Source organism: Rhizobium sp. BK049, assembly GCF_014193135.1.
Lineage (GTDB): Bacteria > Pseudomonadota > Alphaproteobacteria > Rhizobiales > Rhizobiaceae > Rhizobium.
Map to the genome: position 1 here is coordinate 18,860 of NZ_JACHYV010000015.1, position 19,894 is coordinate 38,753.

At 60.6% G+C, this 19,894-nt stretch carries 18 protein-coding genes, 1 tRNA gene and 3 pseudogenes; 11 read left to right on the forward strand and 11 right to left on the reverse strand.

The features are described from left to right. The first annotated feature begins 3 nt into the window (after window positions 1-3). Genes FHT70_RS16680 through FHT70_RS16690 form a run of 3 tightly spaced genes read left to right on the forward strand, consistent with a single transcriptional unit; the run spans window position 4 to window position 3,446 of the window. Window positions 4-1,674: a nitrite/sulfite reductase gene (locus FHT70_RS16680; RefSeq protein WP_183703116.1), complete on the forward strand. Its 1,671-nt coding sequence runs from the start codon at window positions 4-6 to the stop codon at window positions 1,672-1,674. 10 nt (window positions 1,675-1,684) lie between these two features. Beyond that, on the forward strand, window positions 1,685-2,197 hold the full coding sequence (locus tag FHT70_RS16685; protein WP_183703119.1) for a DUF934 domain-containing protein: 513 nt from the start codon (window positions 1,685-1,687) through the stop codon (window positions 2,195-2,197). A 37-nt stretch (window positions 2,198-2,234) separates the two neighbouring features. Beyond that, window positions 2,235-3,446, forward strand: a complete 1,212-nt coding sequence (locus tag FHT70_RS16690; RefSeq protein ID WP_183703122.1) for a UbiH/UbiF family hydroxylase — start codon at window positions 2,235-2,237, stop codon at window positions 3,444-3,446. Here the strand turns inward: FHT70_RS16690 and FHT70_RS16695 are convergent. Continuing rightward, window positions 3,414-4,376 carry an AEC family transporter gene (locus FHT70_RS16695; protein WP_183703125.1) on the reverse strand — a complete coding sequence of 321 codons (963 nt, stop codon included), beginning with the start codon at window positions 4,374-4,376 and terminating at the stop codon, window positions 3,414-3,416. The two genes, FHT70_RS16690 and FHT70_RS16695, sit on opposite strands and share 33 nt — an antisense overlap. A gap of 45 nt (window positions 4,377-4,421) precedes the next feature. Next, window positions 4,422-5,171, reverse strand: a complete 750-nt coding sequence (locus tag FHT70_RS16700; RefSeq protein ID WP_183703128.1) for a cytochrome c biogenesis CcdA family protein — start codon at window positions 5,169-5,171, stop codon at window positions 4,422-4,424. A gap of 212 nt (window positions 5,172-5,383) precedes the next feature. Here FHT70_RS16700 and FHT70_RS16705 point away from each other — a divergent pair. Further along, a tRNA-Lys gene (locus FHT70_RS16705) sits at window positions 5,384-5,459 on the forward strand. 245 nt (window positions 5,460-5,704) lie between these two features. Here FHT70_RS16705 and FHT70_RS16715 read toward each other — a convergent pair. Both FHT70_RS16715 and FHT70_RS16720 read right to left on the reverse strand, forming a co-directional pair. Then, a complete protein-coding gene (locus FHT70_RS16715) occupies window positions 5,705-6,085 on the reverse strand; it encodes a hypothetical protein (RefSeq protein WP_183703133.1) in 381 nt (126 codons plus the stop codon). A gap of 43 nt (window positions 6,086-6,128) precedes the next feature. Then, a complete protein-coding gene (locus FHT70_RS16720) occupies window positions 6,129-6,386 on the reverse strand; it encodes a hypothetical protein (RefSeq protein WP_183703136.1) in 258 nt (85 codons plus the stop codon). 272 nt (window positions 6,387-6,658) lie between these two features. Here FHT70_RS16720 and FHT70_RS16725 point away from each other — a divergent pair, with 272 nt between their 5' ends. After that, window positions 6,659-7,444, forward strand: coding sequence for a Crp/Fnr family transcriptional regulator (locus tag FHT70_RS16725; RefSeq protein WP_183703139.1), 786 nt, complete (start codon window positions 6,659-6,661; stop codon window positions 7,442-7,444). Here FHT70_RS16725 and FHT70_RS16730 read toward each other — a convergent pair. Next, complete coding sequence (locus FHT70_RS16730) at window positions 7,425-7,637, reverse strand: hypothetical protein (protein ID WP_183703141.1); 213 nt, start codon at window positions 7,635-7,637, stop codon at window positions 7,425-7,427. The two genes, FHT70_RS16725 and FHT70_RS16730, sit on opposite strands and share 20 nt — an antisense overlap. A gap of 85 nt (window positions 7,638-7,722) precedes the next feature. Then, a pseudogene (locus FHT70_RS30355) lies at window positions 7,723-8,075 on the reverse strand (thermonuclease family protein). Between the two features lie 280 nt (window positions 8,076-8,355). On the opposite strand from FHT70_RS30355, the gene FHT70_RS16735 reads away from it, so the two are divergent. Next, a complete protein-coding gene (locus FHT70_RS16735) occupies window positions 8,356-9,318 on the forward strand; it encodes a sterol desaturase family protein (RefSeq protein WP_183703143.1) in 963 nt (320 codons plus the stop codon). Between the two features lie 169 nt (window positions 9,319-9,487). Then, window positions 9,488-9,583, forward strand: a pseudogene (locus tag FHT70_RS30360) (ATP-dependent DNA ligase); the annotation flags it as partial. 39 nt (window positions 9,584-9,622) lie between these two features. On the opposite strand, the gene FHT70_RS16740 reads toward FHT70_RS30360, so the two are convergent. Together FHT70_RS16740 and FHT70_RS16745 are read right to left on the reverse strand one after the other, a co-directional pair. Continuing rightward, window positions 9,623-10,234, reverse strand: coding sequence for a L,D-transpeptidase (locus FHT70_RS16740; protein WP_183703145.1), 612 nt, complete (start codon window positions 10,232-10,234; stop codon window positions 9,623-9,625). A gap of 315 nt (window positions 10,235-10,549) precedes the next feature. Beyond that, entirely contained in the window at window positions 10,550-11,023 is a 474-nt protein-coding gene (locus tag FHT70_RS16745) for a nucleoside deaminase (RefSeq protein WP_183703147.1), read from the reverse strand. A 193-nt stretch (window positions 11,024-11,216) separates the two neighbouring features. Here FHT70_RS16745 and FHT70_RS16750 point away from each other — a divergent pair, with 193 nt between their 5' ends. Further along, the gene (locus tag FHT70_RS16750; RefSeq protein WP_183703149.1) at window positions 11,217-11,387 is read left to right on the forward strand and encodes a hypothetical protein; all 171 of its coding nucleotides are present in this window, start codon (window positions 11,217-11,219) and stop codon (window positions 11,385-11,387) included. Between the two features lie 339 nt (window positions 11,388-11,726). After that, the gene (locus FHT70_RS16755; protein ID WP_183703151.1) at window positions 11,727-13,220 is read left to right on the forward strand and encodes an FAD-dependent monooxygenase; all 1,494 of its coding nucleotides are present in this window, start codon (window positions 11,727-11,729) and stop codon (window positions 13,218-13,220) included. 19 nt (window positions 13,221-13,239) lie between these two features. On the opposite strand, the gene FHT70_RS16760 is transcribed toward FHT70_RS16755, so the two are convergent. Further along, window positions 13,240-14,019 carry a hypothetical protein gene (locus FHT70_RS16760; protein WP_183703153.1) on the reverse strand — a complete coding sequence of 260 codons (780 nt, stop codon included), beginning with the start codon at window positions 14,017-14,019 and terminating at the stop codon, window positions 13,240-13,242. Window positions 14,020-14,296: 277 nt separating this feature from the next. Here FHT70_RS16760 and FHT70_RS16765 point away from each other — a divergent pair, with 277 nt between their 5' ends. Further along, a complete protein-coding gene (locus FHT70_RS16765; protein ID WP_183703155.1) occupies window positions 14,297-15,703 on the forward strand; it encodes an adenylate/guanylate cyclase domain-containing protein in 1,407 nt (468 codons plus the stop codon). Between the two features lie 168 nt (window positions 15,704-15,871). Here FHT70_RS16765 and FHT70_RS16770 read toward each other — a convergent pair whose 3' ends face one another. Then, window positions 15,872-17,662 (reverse strand): ABC transporter ATP-binding protein, encoded by a 1,791-nt coding sequence (locus FHT70_RS16770; RefSeq protein ID WP_183703158.1) that lies wholly within the window; start codon window positions 17,660-17,662, stop codon window positions 15,872-15,874. A 396-nt stretch (window positions 17,663-18,058) separates the two neighbouring features. Continuing rightward, a pseudogene (locus FHT70_RS16775) lies at window positions 18,059-18,922 on the reverse strand (ornithine carbamoyltransferase). Window positions 18,923-19,503: 581 nt separating this feature from the next. Here FHT70_RS16775 and FHT70_RS16780 point away from each other — a divergent pair. Further along, window positions 19,504-19,785: a DUF982 domain-containing protein gene (locus tag FHT70_RS16780; RefSeq protein WP_183703161.1), complete on the forward strand. Its 282-nt coding sequence runs from the start codon at window positions 19,504-19,506 to the stop codon at window positions 19,783-19,785. Window positions 19,786-19,894 lie beyond the last annotated feature (109 nt).

Below are 19,894 nucleotides of genomic sequence, written 5' to 3' on the forward strand. Positions count from 1 at the left end.
ACGATGTACCGTTACGACGAATTTGATCATGCCTTTGTCAGCGAGCGCGTCGAGCAGTTCCGCGACCAGGTTCAGCGCCGCCTTTCCGGCGAGCTGGCCGAGGATGCGTTCAAGCCGCTGCGCCTGATGAACGGCGTCTATCTGCAGCTTCATGCCTATATGCTGCGAATCGCCATTCCCTACGGCACGCTGAGCGCGCGCCAGCTGCGCATGCTCGCCCATATCGCCCGCACCTATGACCGTGGCTATGGCCACTTCACCACGCGCCAGAACCTGCAGTTCAACTGGCCGAAGCTGTCTGACATTCCCGATGCGCTGGCCGATCTGGCAAGCGTCGAGATGCATGCGCTGCAGACCTCGGGCAACTGCATCAGAAACGTTACCGCCGACCACTTCGCCGGGGCTGCCGCCGACGAGATCGCCGATCCCAGGCCCTATGCGGAAATCCTGCGCCAGTGGTCGTCCGTTCATCCGGAATTCTCCTTCCTGCCGCGCAAGTTCAAGATCGCCGTCACAGGCGCTGAGCGCGACCGCGCCGCAATTCAGGTCCATGATATCGGCCTGCATCTGAAGAAGAACGACAAGGGCGAGATCGGCTTTGCCGTCTATGTCGGCGGTGGCCAGGGCCGCACGCCGATGATCGCCAAGCTGATCCGCGACTTCCTGCCCGAGGAAGACCTGCTCTCCTACACCACCGCCATCGTGCGCGTGTACAATCTGCACGGAAGGCGCGACAACAAGTACAAGGCTCGCATCAAGATCCTCGTGCATGAGACCGGTGCGGAGGAACTAACGCGCCAGGTGGAGGCCGAATTCGCGGCCTTGAAGGATACGGAACTCAAGCTGCCGGAAAGGGACGTCCAGGCGATCGCCGCCTATTTCGCCCCGCCTGATCTGCCCGCCCGCGCCGAGGGCTGGGAAAACCTCGCCCGCTGGAAGAAGGCCGATCCGGCTTTCGCCCGCTGGGTCCAGCAGAATGTGCAGCCGCACAAGCATCCCGATTACGGCATGGTGACGATCTCGCTGAAGCCGATCGGCGGCATCCCGGGCGATGCCACCGACGCGCAGATGGATGCGGTCGCCGATCTTGCCGAGGAATATGCCTTCGACGAAATCCGCGTGAGCCATGAGCAGAACCTGATCCTGCCGCATGTGGCGTTGGCTGATCTCGAAGCGGTCTATCGCGGTCTTGTGTCCATCAATCTGGCCGAAGCCAATGCCGGCCTGATCACCGATATCATCGCCTGTCCGGGGCTGGACTATTGCGCGCTCGCCAATGCGCGCTCCATCCCGGTCGCGCAGGAAATCTCCCGGCGTTTCGGCAATCCCGAACGCCAGGCCGAGATCGGCGAACTGAAGATCAAGATCTCCGGCTGCATCAATGCCTGCGGCCATCACCATGTCGGCCATATCGGCCTGCTCGGTGTCGAGAAGAAGGGCGCCGAACTCTACCAGATCACGCTAGGCGGTTCGGGCGACGAACATACCTCGATCGGCGAAATCATCGGCCGCGGCTTCGAGCCGGACCGGGTGACGGATGCGATCGAGACGATCGTCGACACCTATCTCGGCCTGCGGCTTGATCCGTCCGAAACCTTCCTCGCCGCCTATCGCCGCGTTGGGCCGCAGCCTTTCAAGGATGCGCTCTACGGCTCGGCCGCCGAAGCGGCTTAAGGAGGGGATCATGACGAAGATCTGGAGAGAAAGCGGTTTTGTCGAGAACGATCCCTGGGTGATCGAAACCGATGAGGTGAAGGCATCAGGCGAGCAGAAGCCGCTGCTCGGCCTCGACGAGCTGATCGCCAGGGCCGACGAGAGCAATGATGTCGGCCTCGGCGTGCTGATCAAGCCGGCAGACGACGTGCGCCGGCTCGAGCCCTACCTCGACCGCCTTGCAATCGTGGCGGTCGCCTTTCCCGCCTTCAACGACGGCCGCGCCTTCAGCCATGCCTCGCTGCTGCGCCAGCGTCTGGGTTACGGCAACGAGCTGCGCGCCGTCGGCGACGTGCTGATCGATCAGGTGCCGCTGATGCTGCGCGTCGGCATCGACAGCTTTGCCGTGACCAACGCCACGGCGCTGAAGCGGCTCGCCGAAAATCGTCTGCCCGCCATTCCCCATCATTATCAGCCGGCGGTGCGTGACGCCGAAGCCGGCAAGGGCTATAGTTGGCGCCGTCAGGCGAAGCCGGTCGCATAAGCGACGGGTCCGCCGTTTTACGATGGCGGAATATAGCATGAAGACATTCGAAATCGCGGTGATCGGTGGCGGGCTCGCCGGCATGATCGCCGCCATTGCGCTTGGCCGCGGCGGCCGCAGCGTGGCTCTGGTGGCTCCTGTTGCTGCAAAGGAGGACCAGCGCACCACGGCGTTGATGGATCAGTCGATCCGCTTCCTCGATCGCCTGACGCTCTGGGAAAAACTGAGGTCGGCGGCAGCCCCGCTGACCAGCATGCGAATCATCGACGGCACCGACAGGCTGCTGCGCGCGCCGACCACCACCTTCCGCGCCGCCGAGGTCGGTCTTGATGCCTTTGGCTACAATTTCCCCAACAAGGTGCTGACCGACATCCTCGAAGCGGCCACGGCCGGCGAGGGCAATATCACCCGCTTCACCGATATGGCCGAGTCGATCGACATCTCCGCCGAGCGAGTGTCGCTTTCGCTTGCCGGCGGCGAGGTGCTGACGGCCGATTTTGCCGTTGGCGCCGACGGCCGCGGCTCGAAGCTGCGCGAGGCGGCAGGTATCGGCGTGCGCAACTGGTCCTACCCGCAATCGGCGATGGTGCTGAACTTCGCCCATTCGCTGCCGCACCAAAATATCTCCAGTGAATTCCACACCAAACACGGCCCTTTCACCCAGGTGCCGCTGCCGGGTAGCCGCTCCAGCCTTGTCTGGGTGCAGGATCCCGCCGACGCGGCCGCCCGCATGGAGTTGTCGCTGGCCGAACTGGGCTCTCTCGTTGAGACCCAGATGCAGTCCATGCTGGGCAAGGTGAGCGTTGAGGAAGGTGTGCAGGTCTGGCCGCTCTCTGGCATGATGGCTCATCGTTTCGGCAAAGGGCGCATCGCGCTGATCGGCGAGGCCGCCCATGTCTTCCCGCCGATCGGGGCGCAGGGGCTGAACCTCAGCCTGCGCGATATCATGGTGCTGACCGACATTCTCTGCGACAGGGCGGAACTGCCGCTGCCGGCCGATGCCGGCGATAGCTTCGACCGCCGTCGCCGCGCCGATATCATGACGCGCACGGCGAGCGTCGATCTTCTTAACCGCTCGCTGCTTTCGGATTTCCTCCCCGTTCAGATGCTGCGCGCTGCCGGCCTTCATATCCTCTCGGCCATTCCGCCGCTGCGCAACCTGGTCATGCGCGAGGGCATCGAGCCCGGCCGGGGCTTTCGCGATATTCCGGATTCGTTAAAGCAAAAGCTGAAGCGGAAGAAGGCCTGAGCGGATCGCGATCAGCCAGAGCGAAACGCTGGCCACCGAAAGCACTGTCGTGATCAGGATCGTCGCCGAGGCGCGTTCCTGCCAGACGCCATATTGCTGGCCGATGACGAAGACATTGGTCGCCGTCGGCAGGCAGGCGAGCAACACGGCCGCCTGGATCCAGACCGGCTCAAAACCGCCGACAGCGGTCAGCGCGACAAAAACCGCGATCGGGTGCAGGATCAGCTTCGCCGGCACGATATAGGAGATTTCTGCCGGAATCCGCTTCAGCGGCCTCAGAGCCAGCGTCACGCCCATGGCGAACAGCGCACAGGGCGCGGCCGCCTGGGCGAGGTAGTCGACGAGGCGCTGGAACGCCAGCGGCTGATCGACGTGCAAGGCGGCGACGGCAAAACCGGCCGCCGTCGACAGGATGAAGGGATGCAGCGCCACCTTGCGAGCAATGTCGGCGGCAAGCCGGCCAGCCGAACGCTTGTCGTCGCCTGCTGCCGCCATCAGTGCCGGCGCCACGATGAAATGCAGCGCGTTCTCGAAGCAGATGATCAGCGCCACCGGCACTGCAGCGCCTTCGCCGAGCGCCAGCAGTGCCAGCCCCGGCCCCATATAACCGATATTGCCATAGGCGCCGGCAAAGGACTGGATGGTGCATTCATCAAGCGGATTGCCACGCACGAAACGACCGATAACAAAGAGCAGGATGAAGACCGCATAGGTCGCGGCGATATCGGTGACGATGAAATCGATCCGCGTCAGTTCTTCGATCGGCGTGCGCGAGACGAGCTTGAAGAACAAAGCGGGCAGGGCGGCATAAATGATGAAGGTGTTCAGCCAGCCGAGCGATTCGGCCGGCTGCTTCGTCGCCTTGGCGGCGGCATAACCGATCAGGATCAGGCCGAAGAACGGCAGCAGCAGGCTGATGATGTCGGCCAAGGAAAAGTCCGGTTGCGCGGGATGGTTGGCGGGGAAGAATCTCTTCTAGCCGATTTGCATCAGGATCGGAAAGGTCTGCTGGAACCAGATCGCCACATCGCTGACCCAGCCGAGCAGGAAGGCGAGGCCGGTGAGGATGAGGAAGATGCCCATCACCTTTTCCACCGTGCTGAGATGGCGGCGGAAGCGTGACAGGAAGCGCATGAAGGCGCCGGAAAAGCCGGCGGCGATCCAGAAGGGGATGGCAAGACCGAGCGAATAGATGGCAAGCAGCCCGGCGCCGGAGACGACCGTCTCGCGCGAGGCGGCGACGCCGAGGATTGCGCCGAGCACCGGACCGATGCAGGGCGTCCAGCCGAAGGCGAAGGCGAGGCCCATGACATAGGCGCCCGTCAGCGTCGCCGGCTTGCCGCCGCCCTGGAAGCGCGCCTCGCGGGCAAGCAGGCCGATTCGGAAGAGGCCGAGGAAATTCAGCCCCATGACGATGATAACAAGCCCGCCGATCTTGGAGAGCAGGTCGAGATGCTGGCGAAGCGCCATGCCGATGCTCGACGCACCGGCCCCGAGCGCCACGAAGACGGTGGCAAAGCCGAGCGTGAAGAGCAGCGCCGAAAACAGCACGCCGCGCCTGATATCAGGCGAGACCGCCACCGCGCCGCCGCCGCGGAACTGCTCGACCGATATGCCGGCCATATAGCACAAATAGGGAGGGACGAGGGGAAGCACGCAGGGCGAAAGAAAGGAAAGCGCCCCTGCCAACAACGCGCTCCACAGGGAAATATCGGCAATCGACACGCATTCTCTCCGGCTGCAATATGCGTCCCGTTCCTAGCGTCGCAGGCGCGGGATTGCCAATCACCTTTTTGCGTGGGCGAGAAATCTGCCTTTGCGCGCGAGAGAAATGTGTCCTACCTTTGCAAAAAGCCGAATTTTTCGGTTGACCGCAATCGGTCACCTGCCTATGTTCCGCCCACTTCCAGCCGGGGTGCCTCACACCCGCGGAGAGGGAGAGCGTAGCTCAGCCGGTAGAGCAACTGACTTTTAATCAGTAGGTCTCGGGTTCGAACCCCGACGCTCTCACCAAAAAACTCCAAGAAACATAAGCGGATAGCTCCGGCGGCCGGAAAAACTGTAGGTCCAAAGGTCGAAGGCACCGTTACAAATTGGAACGCTGCGACCGCCGCCGAAATCGGTTTCAATGACGCCCGCATACTCCGCCTTGCCGCCCACGGGGCCGTCAGCGCGTTTCATCGGCAAGGCCGGGAATATGCTCCGTGCCGAACATCGCGCGTGTGGGGCCGCCCGGTAGGTTTCGCGCTGCTGCACCTTCAGTTGAAACGATCTTCGGCCCCGCGAAGTTTATTTGCATGACCAAAGAGGAATTCTGCGAACGGTTTTTTCAACGCATAAGGTTCCACTGCCGCTTGGGCCGCAGGCCGTTCGGGCTGGACCCCAAGACCTACTGCGACAAGATCGCTCCAATCTACTGGCGCGAGTTGGGGAATGAATTGAGCCCGGAGGAATGCGCCGATCAGGACGTTGCCTATTGGCCCTGACCAGCCGCTCAAATATGAAACGGGAGCTTCCTCGGCCGCCGATCGACTTAGATCGAGGCCGCCGCCAAGCGCCGCCTCGCGGATGAATCTGACGCGGCCCAGGAGCGGGCGAGATAGCAACGGACGGACGGCGCAAAACCGTTCCAGACGCAATCGGTATTTCCTTGAAGATCAACTGAAAATTGGGATAGCGACGCTATCGATCTCTGTTTCGATGCGCGATCTGGGGTATCGCCGCATCGATATGAACTTCGGCAGCCAGTTGACCATGGGCGTCCCGAATCTCGATCGCCTGCGGGAGTTCTTTCTGATTGGATAGGATGGCCCTGCCAACGAGCTCTCTGAGAGCTTCACCGGCCTCTTCTCTTGCTGCTTCCAAGTCCAGGAATGTCTCACCGTCTGGATCAGTCACGACGTGATCAGCGTGTTTGATATGAAAATAGTAGGTCGACAACGGCCTGCACTCCCCATCTCCAGCCGCTCCCGCGTCTGGCAATCACCTGCAGTTGGTGACTGCGAACGAGGCTTTTCCAGGCCGGGTTTCCAAAGGTGGCATCCCCCGCAGTTGTCGCCAAACCAAGTTTTCACATGCAGGTTCCGCTGGGCGAAGCATATTAGCAATTTGGATTACAACCGCATCGATTTCCTCGCTCGTGCGTTTAGGAGGGCGAACGGGACTGAATCGGCAAAGGACGTATGCCAACGCAGTCACACGGAGGCGACGCTGTGACAAAAATTGTGCAGAAAGATACCAGGAACAAGTTGCTGCGAAGGCTTCCAGAGGAGGCTTTTGATCTTATCGCATCAGACCTGAAGCGTGTTGATCTTCCAGTCCGCCGCTCGCTTGTGGAACCTAATCAGCCAATTGAGCACGTTTGTTTTATCGAGAGCGGTCTGGCTTCAATGGTGGCCGCGGCTTCGAACGGAATAGGCATAGAGGTAGGTCAGATTGGATACGAGGGGATGAGCGGATATCCGGTGGTGCTCGGCGTCGATCGGATGCCAAACCGCGCTTTCATGCAGATTTCAGGGGTCGGGCTAGAACTGCCCACCAGCCGCTTCCTGCCCCTGCTGCGCGACGAAGCAACTCGTCTAATGTTTCTCCGCTATGTCCACACGCGCGAGCTGCAACTGGCTTACTCGGCATTGGCGGCGGGCCGATACAGCATGCACCAGCGTCTCGCGAGATGGCTGCTTATGTGCCATGACCGTCTTCTCGTGGACGATATGCCTGTTACCCACGAGTTTTTGGCGTTGATGCTTGGCGTCAGGCGATCCGGGGTCACCGACCATCTGCATATCCTGGAGGGCATGCGCGCCATCAAGTCGACGCGAGGAAACGTCAAGATTCTGGACCGCCAGATTCTCCTCGATGTTGCCGATGGTTGTTACGGCGCTCCGGAAGCCGAGTACGAACGGCTTCTTGGGTATCCGTCGCCAGACGATCAAAGACCGGCAAGATTGAAGGGTGCGTGGGGTCGGTGGTCCGGTTCTACGATCGAACATCGATAAGCAGGCTCAACAAACTGTCCTCATCCTTCACCCCGTGCTGATAGGAGTGAATGATCCGAGAGGCTAGGTCCTGGCGCTGCGGGTCCGAGGTGATCTTCTTCACCGATACGACGTGATCGAAGACCCGCTGGCAAAGGGCCACTTCGGCGTGATTCAGCACGTTCTGCGCCTGTGCTATTGGCGATGGGATCATGACAGCCTCATTTCCCTGGCAAGCGAAGGGTAGGGCTGAAGCGCGCCTGATCAAGCAGGATCGCAAACACGAAGTATTTCGTGGATTAATCACACCAATCGTTTCGTTGAGCGGGCTCCATGTCCGGGCGAATCCCTCCCGGAGCATCTTGGCTCCGATCTCTTCCCATTCGGTCGATAGATGCTGACGAGCGGTCGGTGCGATGGCGTCCGGTCCACCGCGCCGCTGAATTAGCCAAAAGTTCTTTCAGCCTTTCCTTGGCAATCAACGCCAGCTTCCGTTCCTTGAGACACTTTGCGGGGCTCCCGATCTCCGGCGTGTCGATGCCGCTGACGAATGGAACGCCTTCCCCCAGCAATCGCGTGTTTTGCCCATCGCACTTGGCGTGTCGCCGTCGATGGCCGCCAGCGTGGCGCAGGCGATGAGTTCAGGGAGGATCCAGCGTGACCCGACACAGCATCAACTTACCCTCGATCCCTATGCTAACGCGCATCGAACCGTATATAGCCTTTTGTTCGCGTCATGATAGTTCTTTATTATGAGCCTTTCGGCCAGTTGAAATTTTTTCGCAGTGCTCCTCTACCCTCTTGCATGCCTCCCGGGACTGCACCTCGACCACTGGTATACATAAAAAGGACGCCCCGATCGTCCTTTGAGCAATCTGCCAAAAGCGCATCGTCAGGACTAAGCTGTACGGGTTCGTGTTTGGAGCAGTGCCATGGTGCTGGTCGAATACTGCCTGCACAAGCTTGGAAGCTTTTTTTACAATACTTATTATCTGAATGGTAAGGCAATGGCGCTCAGTTTCGCCATTTCCATTGGCCTGGTTCTGACGGTTTTCGCGGTGGAACTCACTTATGTGGGGTTCGGCAATTCCGGGTTCCGTCGGGTTTTCTTCGAACGCAGCAAATCCACAATTACCGACATCGTCTATTTCGTCCTTCAGGCGACGGGAATGATTACGCTATTTGCAGCGCTCGCATCTTTTGGTCTGTCCTATGCCATTACCCGCGCGGCTCAGGATGCCCCCCACCTGGACCTTGGCCGGAGGTTGCCAGGCTGGGCACATGTCCTCTTGTTCCTAGTGCTGACAGACTTCTTGAGCTATTGGCAGCATAGGTTGATACACCGGCTGCCCGTGCTATGGCGGCTGCACGAATTTCACCACGCAGCGGAAGAGTTCAACGGGCTGACTTCGTCGCGGGAGCATCCGCTGGAGAAGGCCATAAACATGGCCATTATGGTCGTTCCGGCGCTGCTTATTGGCCTGCCAACGGCCGAGTTCGCCGTCGTGACCATCACCTTTAACGCCATTGGTCTGGTCAAGCACAGTGCCATTCCCTGGCATGGCTGGTTTGGCAAATACGTGATCCAGTCACCACGCGACCACTTCGTCCATCACTCCCGAGTGCGGGAACATCACGACAAGAATTTCGCCAATTATTTCCCGATCTGGGATCATTTGTTCGGCACCTATTACAAGGGCGATGCAGACGGTGCAAAGCTCGGTCTGGATCGCGACTACTTCAACCAAACCGATCCGTTCCGCGAAACCATCGCCACAGAAATCCGTTTCTTCCAACGCGCGTGGCAGGCTGCGAAGGCCAAGTGCGGCATAAGCCCCATAAGCGGAAAACCTGCCTCGCCGCAGGGGCTGTCTGGCTCGGAACAGCGCCGGTAGCGAAGCTGGCATCGCTCTGTTGTGATAAGCGGCAGCTTTCTGGAATCCACGAACTAGCTCCGATTGACAGAAATGGGTCGATTCCAGCCGCCGCTTCCGCTCCAACAAAGCCGGGTTTAATGCGTTGATGCGGAGCGTCGCAAAGCCGTTAGGGTGAGGGTGTGGTGCCGCCGGCGGTGAAGAGGCGATCCGTTTATCCGAGGAGATCGAGGCGGATGGCGAAACGCTTCTGCGCATCGCTTGCGAGCATGAACTTGAGTGCATCGCCTAGGTTCCAGTACGGTGTTGGATAGAAGGCATTCGATCACCGCTGAACAATCACTCGGGTCCCCGGCCGGATCATGTCGTAAAGCTCCTCCACATCCTCGCGGTACATCCGAAAGCATCCGCTTGATGCATTGGTGCCGATGGAGGAGGGATCGTTGGTGCCATGGATGCGCAGCAGTCCGTCGGCAAGGTAGATCGCGCGCGTTCCGAGCGGATTTGCAGGCCCGGGTTTGACCACCGCTGGGAGCCTTGGATTTTTCTGGCGCATGCTGGCCGTTGGCCGCCATTCGGGATGCAGTCGTTTCGACACCACCCGCGTTGTCCCATACCATTGTTTGCCTTCGCGGCCGACGGCGATGGGGTAAGCAAACTGCTCACCCGCTGACGTCGTGTAGATAAGGGTGTGCTCACGCGTGGCGATGACGATGGTTCCTCTACCAATTCGCGTCGATGGCTCCCGACGTTCTTGCAAGGGCTCCCCATAGTCAGGTTCTGGCTCGTAGTAGGGAGGAGGGGGATAGGGGCTGTAAGGGTCATCATAGCCATAGCCGTCGTATTCGTCGTATCCATCATACGGCGCGTAAACTTGGGCTTGGGCATGCACCGCTGTCAGAAATAGGGCCGCAGCAAGGAGAAGCATCAATCTCATTCTTCGCATCCGCCTGTTATACAATGATGATTGGGCCGAATTCTATGGCGGCACTGTGGCGGGGTGGATCTCCGTTTGGCGGTGATCTTTCGCCGCTCCCGTTCTCCTGACTTCGCTCATCGAGCCCACGAACCCCGACGCTCCCTCCCAAAGGAGGCTGCGATCGGTGATGTGTTTTTGCTGAGCGAGCCTTTGCAACGGTCAAGGATGGGCGTCGGCTTGCCACCCGCCAGAACAGATGCGCCCACATCTTCTTTTCGTCCAAATGAATCGCAGCCGCCGTCATCTTCCGGCGCAAATCAATGAGCCCTGGGCCTAAACCTTGCCCAGATGCTTCGGCCAGAATTCCTGGTGAACTTCGGCGGCTTCGTCTTCGAGGTTCGTCGGGCCAACCACCGTGACGGAACGCGCGCCGGTCTGCAACACCGCCCGGCTGGGTACATTCAACCCGATCCCGGCAATCTCGCCGAGCCGCGTTTCCGAGCACGCAAACACCATGCGGCCGATGCCCGACCAGTAGATCGCCCCGGAGCACATCGCACAGGGCTCAGTGCTGGTATAGAGCGTGCAGTCGGCGAGATAAGCAGGGTCGTGGTGCCGCGCCGCCAGTTTAACCAGATTCATCTCGGCGTGGTTTGTCATATCGTGGCCGGTGAAGACACTGTTTTCGGCGCGCAGGATGACCTCGCCGTCCTTTACAAGGACGGAGCCAAACGGTTCGTCGCCGTTTGCCATCGCGGATTTCGAGAGCGCAATCGCTTCTCGCAGAAACGGCTCGTGATTTTCCATGAGAACCCCCAGGTTAGCGTGGGATGATCTTCCCTCGGATCGGAAGGATTTCCAAGCGCTGCAAATTAGAATCGAGATTGGTGATCTGAATCGCCTTCCGTGCAAATGCAGACGGGCCGCCCCAGACTTTCATTCTCGGAACCAAATGCACCCGCATCGACTTTGACCCTGATCTATCTTGGAGGTCCCCCTGATGGACAGAACACCGAAAACGGCCATCCGCGGAATGATGTCTTATGTGCTCGCTCTTCTCGTCCTCGGCATCCTGGCGGGCGCCGTTTATACGCTCTATGGCCATCCCGCCGATCCGTCCGAGCGACCGGCGACTGAGACCATTCCGCAAAAGGCGACAGCTCCGCAGTGAGAGGCGTCACGACAGCTTTTTGATCGGTCCTCCGGAACGAATGGTGAAAGATGGGCGCTCTGTCGGATCCGGCGCCTACCCGGTCCGGTCGTGTTTCAACGCCCGCGCTCCACCGCGAAACAGCGCGCAAGCGGCAACCAACAGGGCTTTGAAAGCAAGGCAGAAATTCTGTCGCAAGTCCTTCCCACCATTATAGAGCTTTTATTTATAGGGGGAACAACCTGCGACAGGGGAAATCGGCACCCGAACAGGGATCACGAAATTGGGGAAGGTCAACGCGCCGGGTTGGCCCGCTATGGCGGATTTTTCGCTCGGAAGTGTGAACAGAGGAGTTCGCGGATGAAAGAACATGCGGTCATCATATCGGGAGGAGGGCCGACGGGGCTGATGCTGGCGGGTGAACTGGCCCTGGCGGGTGTCGATGTCGCCGTCGTCGAGCGGCGCGAGAACCAGGAGATCGTCGGTTCGCGTGCCGGCGGTCTGAGTTCGCGCACGCTCGAGGTTCTCGACCAGCGCGGCATCGTCGATCGGTTCCTGGCGGAAGGCCAGATCGCCCAGGTCACTGGCTTTGCGGTCACGCGGCTCGATATCAGCGATTTCCCGACGCGGCACAATTATGGGCTGGCCCTGCGGCAGAAGCATATCGAGCGCATCCTCGCCGGCTGGGTCGGCGAACTGCCGGTGACGATCTATCGCGGCCGCGAACTGACTGATTTCGAGCAGGACGAGGCCGGCGTCACCCTCGAACTCTCCGATGGTACGTCGCTGCACGCAGGCTATCTCGTCGGCTGCGATGGCGGCCGCAGCCTGGTTCGCAAGCTGGCGGGCATTGCCTTTCCGGGATGGGACGCGACGACCAGCAATATTCTCGCCGAGGCTGAGATGGAGGAAGAGCCGCCGCTCGGAGTCCATCGCACGGCGCTCGGCATGCATGCCTTCGGCCGCGAGGAATATGAAATCCGCGACGGCAAGGTGGTCTTCGCCAGCGAAGGTCCGATCAATGTCATGGTCACGGAAAAGACTGCCGGGGGCACAGGCGAGCCGACGCTTGACGATCTCAAGCAAGCGCTGATCGCCGCCTGCGGAACCGATTATGGGATCCACGGCCTGAAGTGGATATCAAGGTTCACCGATATGTCGCGCCAGGCGGAGGTCTACCGCAAAGGCAGGGCGCTGCTGGCGGGTGATGCCGCGCATGTGCATTCGCCGGTCGGCGGGCAGGGCCTCAATACCGGTGTGCAGGATGCCGTCAATCTCGGCTGGAAGCTTGCCCAGGTGGTGAAGGGCATATCGCCCGAAGCCCTGCTCGACACCTATCACGCGGAGCGCCATCCGGTCGCCGCCCGCGTGCTGCGCACGACGATGGCCCAGGTCGCGCTGCAACGGACCGATGATCGCACCGAGGCTCTCAGAGAGGTCGTGCTGGAACTGCTTGGGCTGGAGGAGGCGCGCAAGAAGATCGCTGCCGAAATGTCCGGACTTGGCATCCGATACGACTTCGGCGAGGGGCATCCGCTGCTCGGCCGCCGCATCCCTGATCTCGATCTGGTCACGCCGGACGGCCCCTTGCATCTCTTTACCCTGTTGAGAGAGGCGAGACCGGTGCTGTTGAACCTCGCCTCGCGCGGCAGCCTCGACACCGGGCCATGGTCAAGCCGCGTGCCTCTGGTCGAGGCCAGCTATGATGGGCCGTGGGTGCTGCCGGCGCTGGGGGCGGTTGCGGCGCCGACTGCGGTGCTGATCCGGCCTGACGGATACGTGGCATGGGTGGGCGAGGGATCCGGGAATGGCCTCGACGCAGCGATGAGCACCTGGTTCGGGCCGCCTCGCTAATAGGGGAAATGCCGCAGCGCTAAGCGGCCAGCGAAATCGGCGCGCCGTCTGGCATTGGCTCCGGCATCGGTTTGCCGCGGCGCTCCCAGGTGCGGCGGCTGATGCCGAAGGCCTCCCAGGGGCGGGCTGCGCTGAGAGAGTTGTCGAGATATTCGGCCCTGGAAACGGCGCCGGCGGCCCGCCGCTGCTCTTCCTTTCGGGTTCGTTCGCGCTGGCGCCGCTTTTCCTTCTGCAGTTTTGCTCTTTTCGCCTTCGGCACGTCGAAGGCGCCGATGGTGCGAATGTCGAGCGCGCTGCGTTCGGCGTAGCTCAGATGCAGGGCGTGACCGAGCGCATCGGCGGTCAGAGGAGAAAAGCGCACTCTCGTCCGCTCATAGATGATTTCCTCGATCACGGCTTTTTGAGCCCACGGCAGCCATCGCGCCGCCCAGCTGAGAACCACCTCGACAAAGCCTTCCCCGAACTCGACAAAAGCAAGACCGGCGATCACCTCGACAAAGCCTTCCCCGAACTCGACAAAAGCAAGACCGGCGATCACCTCGACATAGATCAAGCCGTCATCCGCCTCGGGCACGATCTCGCCATGACGATGCCGGATCAATTTCTCGATCTCGCGCATTCGGCCGCGGAAATGATTCCAGCGGCCGCCCCGCATGCGGCGCTGCACCGCCTTGTAGCCCAATAGACAGTCGCCGATCTTGATGGCGGTTATATCCCGCGCAAGACCCTCCGCACGAGCGGCCTCGTCAACCCGATCTGCCGATCGAGCCCCTTCATCCGCGCCGACGAGACGATCCATCGTTTCTCCTTTGCGACCAGGCCCGAGAGGCCGAAACGAGTGACTGTAGCGGAAGCGGGGGCGGTGAAGCTCGCTTTTTGTGCGCGAGATCCACCGATTTTCGCGGGTGGTGGCGCAACTGCAAAACGGACGATCCCGTCCGGTTTTCGGACGCCGCCGCACCCGGCCTATCGGTGGCGAGCGGCATCCGGCCCGGTCGATTTCTATTGGGAATGTCCCGTGTTATCATCCCTGGACTGACGTCATGAGCCGTATTGTCAGCACAGAGACTTGTCCGATGAGCGAAATGGACGTGCTTTTTGCCAGCCTGCGACAGGCGGCTGACCCTGAGACGGTCGAGTGCATCGAAAATGTCGTGAAGCATGGCCATGATCGCGATCTCAATCGCATCAATGCGCTCGCTTTCGCCGATAAGCATCATCTCGATGCAGAAAAGACCATCGCCGCCTTTCTGCATGCAGCCCGGATCGGCGCCTTTGAGATGACCTGGAACGTGCTTTGCCCAGGATGCGGCGGCGTCCTTGACAGCGGCGCAACCCTCAAGGGGGTCAATCAGGACACCTATCATTGCGCCCTCTGCGCAGCCGGATACGAACCGACCCTCGACGAGATGGTCGAGGTCACCTTCACGGTCAGTCCGCGCGTGCGCAGGATTGCCGCCCACGAGCCAGACCGGCTGCCGCCTCTCGAATATTACCGCCAGATTTTCTTCAGCTCCGGCGTCGACCTGCCGGAGGACCTCGAAGCCAGGTTCGACCGCATCCTGCTAGAACTGATCGAGCTGGCCCCGGGCGAGAAGGCCTTCGTGTCGCTGCAGCTGCCGGCGCAATTCGTCATTATCTTCGATGCGGTGACCCATTCGGCCCAGTTCATCGATGTGCAGGGGGAACCCACCGACGAGCGCCAGAACCTCTCGATGGTCATCAGCCGCGGGCATGCTCTGAACGAAACCGTGACGCTACGTCCCGGCTTGCTGCGGCTCACTCTCGAGAACCACACGGATCGCCGGGTGGTGCCGAATGTCTGCATTGCCGGCGATGAGCTGCACGACCTCCTGGGCCGCAGGCGGCCATTTCTGACGGCCAAGCGCCTGCTGACGAACCAGAGTTTCCGTGACATCTACCGGACGGATACGCTCGACGTCGACCAGCGCCTGAAGATCACCAGCCTGACGTTCCTCTTCACCGATCTCAGGGGCTCGACCGCGCTCTATGAGCGCGTCGGCGATCTTGCCGCGTTCGATCTGGTGCGGGCGCATTTCAGGGTCCTTCACGAGATCGTCGCCACCGAGGCCGGCGCCGTCGTCAAGACGATCGGCGATGCGGTGATGGCGACCTTTCCGAGCCCCGACCGGGCGGTGGCGGCGGCGCTCAGGATGCGGGAGGCGATGCGCCGGCTGAACACCGAACACGGCAGTGAAGACCTCCTGCTGAAAATCGGCATCCACGAGGGACCGTGCCTCGCCGTCAACCTGAACGACAGGCAGGACTATTTCGGCCAGACGGTCAATATCGCCTCCCGCGTCCAGGGCCTTGCCGACCCGAATGTGATCATGACGACCGAGGCGATCGTCGAAGACGCCAATGTCTCGGAGATCCTGCGCGACAGCGGCGTCACATCGGCCTCACGAATGGCGGAGCTTCAGGGCATCGGCAGAGAGGTCAGGATCTTCGCTTTGTCCTGAGCCTCATCCGCTGATGGCGGGCTTCGCTGCGGAGCATTGAGCCTCCCGCATCGGCTTCTCCCGACTTCGACGCTGCGTTTGCACGTTCCCTCTCCCCTTGAAACGGGGAGAGGGTAGTCATCGGCGCTTAAGCGCACAACTGAGGCACATATCGAAGGAGAAGGCGGTTTATGCCACCAGGCCCTTGGTCAGTTCCAGCGCCTGCCGCTCAAACAGCCGGCGATAGATGCCGCCGTTGAGCCGGATCAGCGCCTGGTGGTCGCCTTCTTCGACGATTCTGCCCTTGTCGAACACCAGCAGCCGGTCCAGCGCCCGCACCGTGGACAGCCGATGGGCGATGACAAGCGTCGTGCGGCCGTCCATCAGCCGTTCCATAGCCTGCTGGATCTGCACCTCGCTTTCGCTGTCGAGGCTCGACGTCGCCTCGTCGAGGATCAGGATCGGGGCATCAGCCAGGAAGGCGCGGGCGATGGCGACACGCTGTCGCTCGCCGCCCGACAGCTTGACGCCGCGTTCGCCGACCATCGTCTCATAGCCCTTGGGCAGGTCCATGATGAAGCCGTGTGCATTGGCCTGTTTCGCCGCCTGCTCGATCTCGCGCCGCGAGGCGTTCGGCCTGCCGTAGGCGATATTTTCCGCAAGCGTCCGGTGGAACAGGATGGGCTCCTGCTGCACGATGGCGAGCTGACCGCGCAGGCTCGATTGCCTGACCTCGGCGATTTCCTGGCCGTCGATGCGAATGGCGCCCGAGTTCACGTCATAGAGGCGCTGGATGAGCTTGACGAAAGTCGTCTTGCCCGAGCCCGAATGCCCGACCAGGCCGACGCGCTCACCGGGTTTTATGGTGACCGAAAAATCCTCGTAAAGCGGGTCGGGATGAGCGCCATATTGGAAGGTGACGCGATCGAAGACGATCTCGCCCGCGCCGATCGTGATCGGCTTGGCGTGCGGCTTGTCCTCGATGCCGAGCGGCATCCTGTCGAGCAGTACCAGCTCCTCCATGTCGTTGACGGCGCGCTGCAGGTTGCGGATGTCCTGGCCGACATTGCGCAGATAGCCTTGCAAAACGAAGAACATCGCCAGCACGAAGGTGATGTCGCCGGCGCTCGCCAGCCCCTGCCGCCACATGATCAGGCCCGTCCCCAGAATGCCGGCCTGCATGGATACCATCATGAGGCCCTGGATCGTGCCGCTCAAGGTGCCGCGCTTCCATGTCCGCCGCGTGCGGCTGTCCCATTTGCCCAGCACGTGGCGCAAGCGGGCCTCTTCGCGGTTTTCAGCCCCGAAGGCCTTGACTACCGAATTGCAGCTGATGGCGTCAGCGAGCGCGCCGCCGAGCTTGGTGTCCCAGGCATTGGCAAGCCTTGCCGCCGGCGACACGAAGCCCATGGAAAGCGCTACAGTCACGCCGATATAGACCAGCGACCCTGCAGCCACGATCAGGCCCATGACCGGCCAGTAGCTGCCGAGCACCATACTGGCGCCGACCAGCATTACGAGGGACGGCAGCAGCGCGACGAGCAGCACGTCGTTGAGCAAGTCGAGCGCCCACATCCCGCGAGTGATCTTACGCACCGTCGAACCGGCAAAGCTATTGGCGTGCCAGTCGGTCGAGAAGCGCTGCACCTTGTGGAAACCGTTATTGGCCACATCGGCCATGATGCGCAGCGTCAGCCGGATGATGCCGTTGAATATGAACCAGCGCAGCACGACACTGGTGAGGCCGAGCACCACGACGACGACGAAGGCGCTGAGCGCACCGTCGGCGGCGTGACCGCCGGCAATGGCATCGACGATCCGGCCCGAAAACACCGGCACCATGACCTCGGCAAGCGTGCTGGCGGCAACCAACACAATGATAACGCCCACCAGAACAGCACGGTGGCGCCAATGATGAAAAACAAAGCCGAGCACGTGACGATAGGCATCGGCGCGGAAATCGAGCTTCTTGCGAGTCATTTTAACCAGCCCGGCCGGTATCGGAAACCGGTCCTCAAAATCGAGAGTTGAAAGGCACAGCCCGCGCGGAAGACGAAGTGATCCCGTCAGATCAATCGGGCTATGAAAGATGGAAAAACCGCATGTCGGGCGCGCTTAAGGCGGGCCGCGAACGGATATGACCTAGCGTCGGGACATACCACGCGGGAGGGCTACGATGATCGCTGATGTCATTCAACGCCTCCCTTTGTTCGATCTGAAGCGGTAGCGTTTTGTAGCGAAGCTATTCGCCCTTGCCAAGAGGGAATTTACAACCCTACGGAAAGTGATGCGAAAACGACACAATTCAGAGACTGGGAAAATTCGTGCGCGCTGAGGGTCGCGAGCCGGATCACGTCGAGGCGCAACGCCCGATCGTCAAGATGTCGCCCACTCCATCAGCGCATTCTGGGCGTGAAGCAGGAATGCTTTTGCGGGACGGCTTTGGCAGGCAGGGTGCAACATGGCGTCGACGGTTACTTCCTGCCCTCTTGCGACTGGCGGGCATGGCAAAAAGATCATGTCGCGCTGTCCCTTATCGAGGAGCGTTGCCGTTACTTGATACTCGATCAGCTCGTTTTCTCTCGCGTCTTTCGGCCACGAGTCCGTGATGATGACGTCTGCTGCAGGGGCATCCCGGATATCCCGGCTGGTTTCGAAATTCTGGTTCAGGAGATTGGGATCGGTCACCTGCCAGCGCTCCGGATAGACTTGGACGACGCGGATGGGCATGGATTTCGATGCCTCGACCCAGGAACGAAGAATGTTGGCATCCGGCGCGATCCCGGCGACCTTGAGGCCTTCCAGTGATCCCCTGACGCTCTTGATATAGGCGAGATCGCCGAGCGTTTCACATGGATGATTTAGTCTTGTCCGGGCATTGATGACAGGCGCATCCATGACTGCCGCGAGCTCTTGCAAGGTAGCGAGTTCCTTCGTCCTGACGACGAGAAGATCGAACCAGTTATCGAGATAGCCCGCAAGGTCCGCTGTGGCCTCGCGGGTGTTGAAGCTGATCGGCGGTTGCACGCAGACGCCGCCCATGGCCTTGACGCCGAGATCGAAGGCCGCCGTGTTCCGCCATCCCGTGTCGTCGGCGATAACACCAACTCGCTTGCCCAGCAGCGACTGTGGCATCGTGCGGTCCGCCTAATGCTTCGCAAGCTGGCCGGCTCTGTCGATAATCCCAGTGATGGTGTCCAGCGGCAATGCGTGGAACTCAAGGAAGTCTCTATTCGGCATGGAATTCACGGTGTTTCCAATGTTTCTGTTGGCTATGCAGGAGATCGACCGCTCGGCAATGGCTGTTTCCAAGCCTCCTGATGCGCCAAACCTCTGATCGGCAAACCGGTCTTTCAATAGCTGCACGAGCGAGCATTGCTGGGCCTGAAGCCACCGGCGCAGGCTGGGTTCCTCGAAGTATCCCGCTGATACTGAAAATCCTCCCGGTCCTGCCTCGATGGCGAGGTGTTACAGGAAGACATGAGCGTGGACAAACCGATCATCGCGCCGGTTGCGACCAATGTGAGGAATCGGGTCATCTGAGCTTCTCCTGAGGTTTGTCTCGGCAATCTATCATGCCGATACAACCAGATGCGAGGACCGGCGAGAGTGATCACGCTGATCTGATAGGAAATGGCTTCGATCATCGAGCGATCGTCCCTCGTGATCCTGCAATCCCGATAATCTGCTCGAGCTATTCTGCGATTATGGAAGGAAGTTCATAGTGTTCTCTAGCGAACTAATCGCGATTTCGCCTTGAACAAATCGGCGATTTTCAGTAATATTGTTCCATAAAAAAGTAATATAAATGGGAGGTTACTATGTCGGAAGCTCGGTTCGAGCCGGTTTTTCTTCATCGTCGGCATTTCGTCGCCGAGATCAAAAGTCTCGACGAAATCTTCGATTTTCTGGATGAGTGGCCGCAGGACAAGCGAGGTCTGGCATACGACACTCTGCTGAAGGCGTGCAGGGATACCGCCAAGGGGGCATTTCCTCTGAGCGCCGCGCGCGAGAATTTCCGCCGTTTTCTGAAGATGTCTGGCATGCTCGACAGCGGCCCCAAATTCGAGGGGATGGGCGATCGAAACGTCGGCAATGCTTGAAGAACCACGTCTGTTCGTGACGATCTGAGCTGGCGTGCCGCCACGTCATAAGCGACGCGTCCCGTTGCGAATCTCCGGTCATAACCGGCCGCGGCGCCGCGGAATGCCG

Excerpts from the sequence above, each read along its gene's own strand:
- FHT70_RS16750 (WP_183703149.1), top strand. The coding sequence starts at position 11,217 with ATGGACAGAACACCGAAAACGGCCATCCGCGGAATGATGTCTTATGTG.
- FHT70_RS16680 (WP_183703116.1), top strand. The coding sequence starts at position 4 with ATGTACCGTTACGACGAATTTGATCATGCCTTTGTCAGCGAGCGCGTC.
- FHT70_RS16760 (WP_183703153.1), bottom strand. The coding sequence starts at position 14,019 with ATGGATCGTCTCGTCGGCGCGGATGAAGGGGCTCGATCGGCAGATCGG.
- FHT70_RS16730 (WP_183703141.1), bottom strand. The coding sequence starts at position 7,637 with ATGATCCCATCGCCAATAGCACAGGCGCAGAACGTGCTGAATCACGCC.
- FHT70_RS16740 (WP_183703145.1), bottom strand. The coding sequence starts at position 10,234 with ATGAGATTGATGCTTCTCCTTGCTGCGGCCCTATTTCTGACAGCGGTG.
- FHT70_RS16735 (WP_183703143.1), top strand. The coding sequence starts at position 8,356 with ATGGTGCTGGTCGAATACTGCCTGCACAAGCTTGGAAGCTTTTTTTAC.
- FHT70_RS16745 (WP_183703147.1), bottom strand. The coding sequence starts at position 11,023 with ATGGAAAATCACGAGCCGTTTCTGCGAGAAGCGATTGCGCTCTCGAAA.
- FHT70_RS16690 (WP_183703122.1), top strand. The coding sequence starts at position 2,235 with ATGAAGACATTCGAAATCGCGGTGATCGGTGGCGGGCTCGCCGGCATG.
- FHT70_RS16755 (WP_183703151.1), top strand. The coding sequence starts at position 11,727 with ATGAAAGAACATGCGGTCATCATATCGGGAGGAGGGCCGACGGGGCTG.
- FHT70_RS16770 (WP_183703158.1), bottom strand. The coding sequence starts at position 17,662 with ATGACTCGCAAGAAGCTCGATTTCCGCGCCGATGCCTATCGTCACGTG.
- FHT70_RS16765 (WP_183703155.1), top strand. The coding sequence starts at position 14,297 with ATGAGCGAAATGGACGTGCTTTTTGCCAGCCTGCGACAGGCGGCTGAC.
- FHT70_RS16780 (WP_183703161.1), top strand. The coding sequence starts at position 19,504 with ATGTCGGAAGCTCGGTTCGAGCCGGTTTTTCTTCATCGTCGGCATTTC.
- FHT70_RS16685 (WP_183703119.1), top strand. The coding sequence starts at position 1,685 with ATGACGAAGATCTGGAGAGAAAGCGGTTTTGTCGAGAACGATCCCTGG.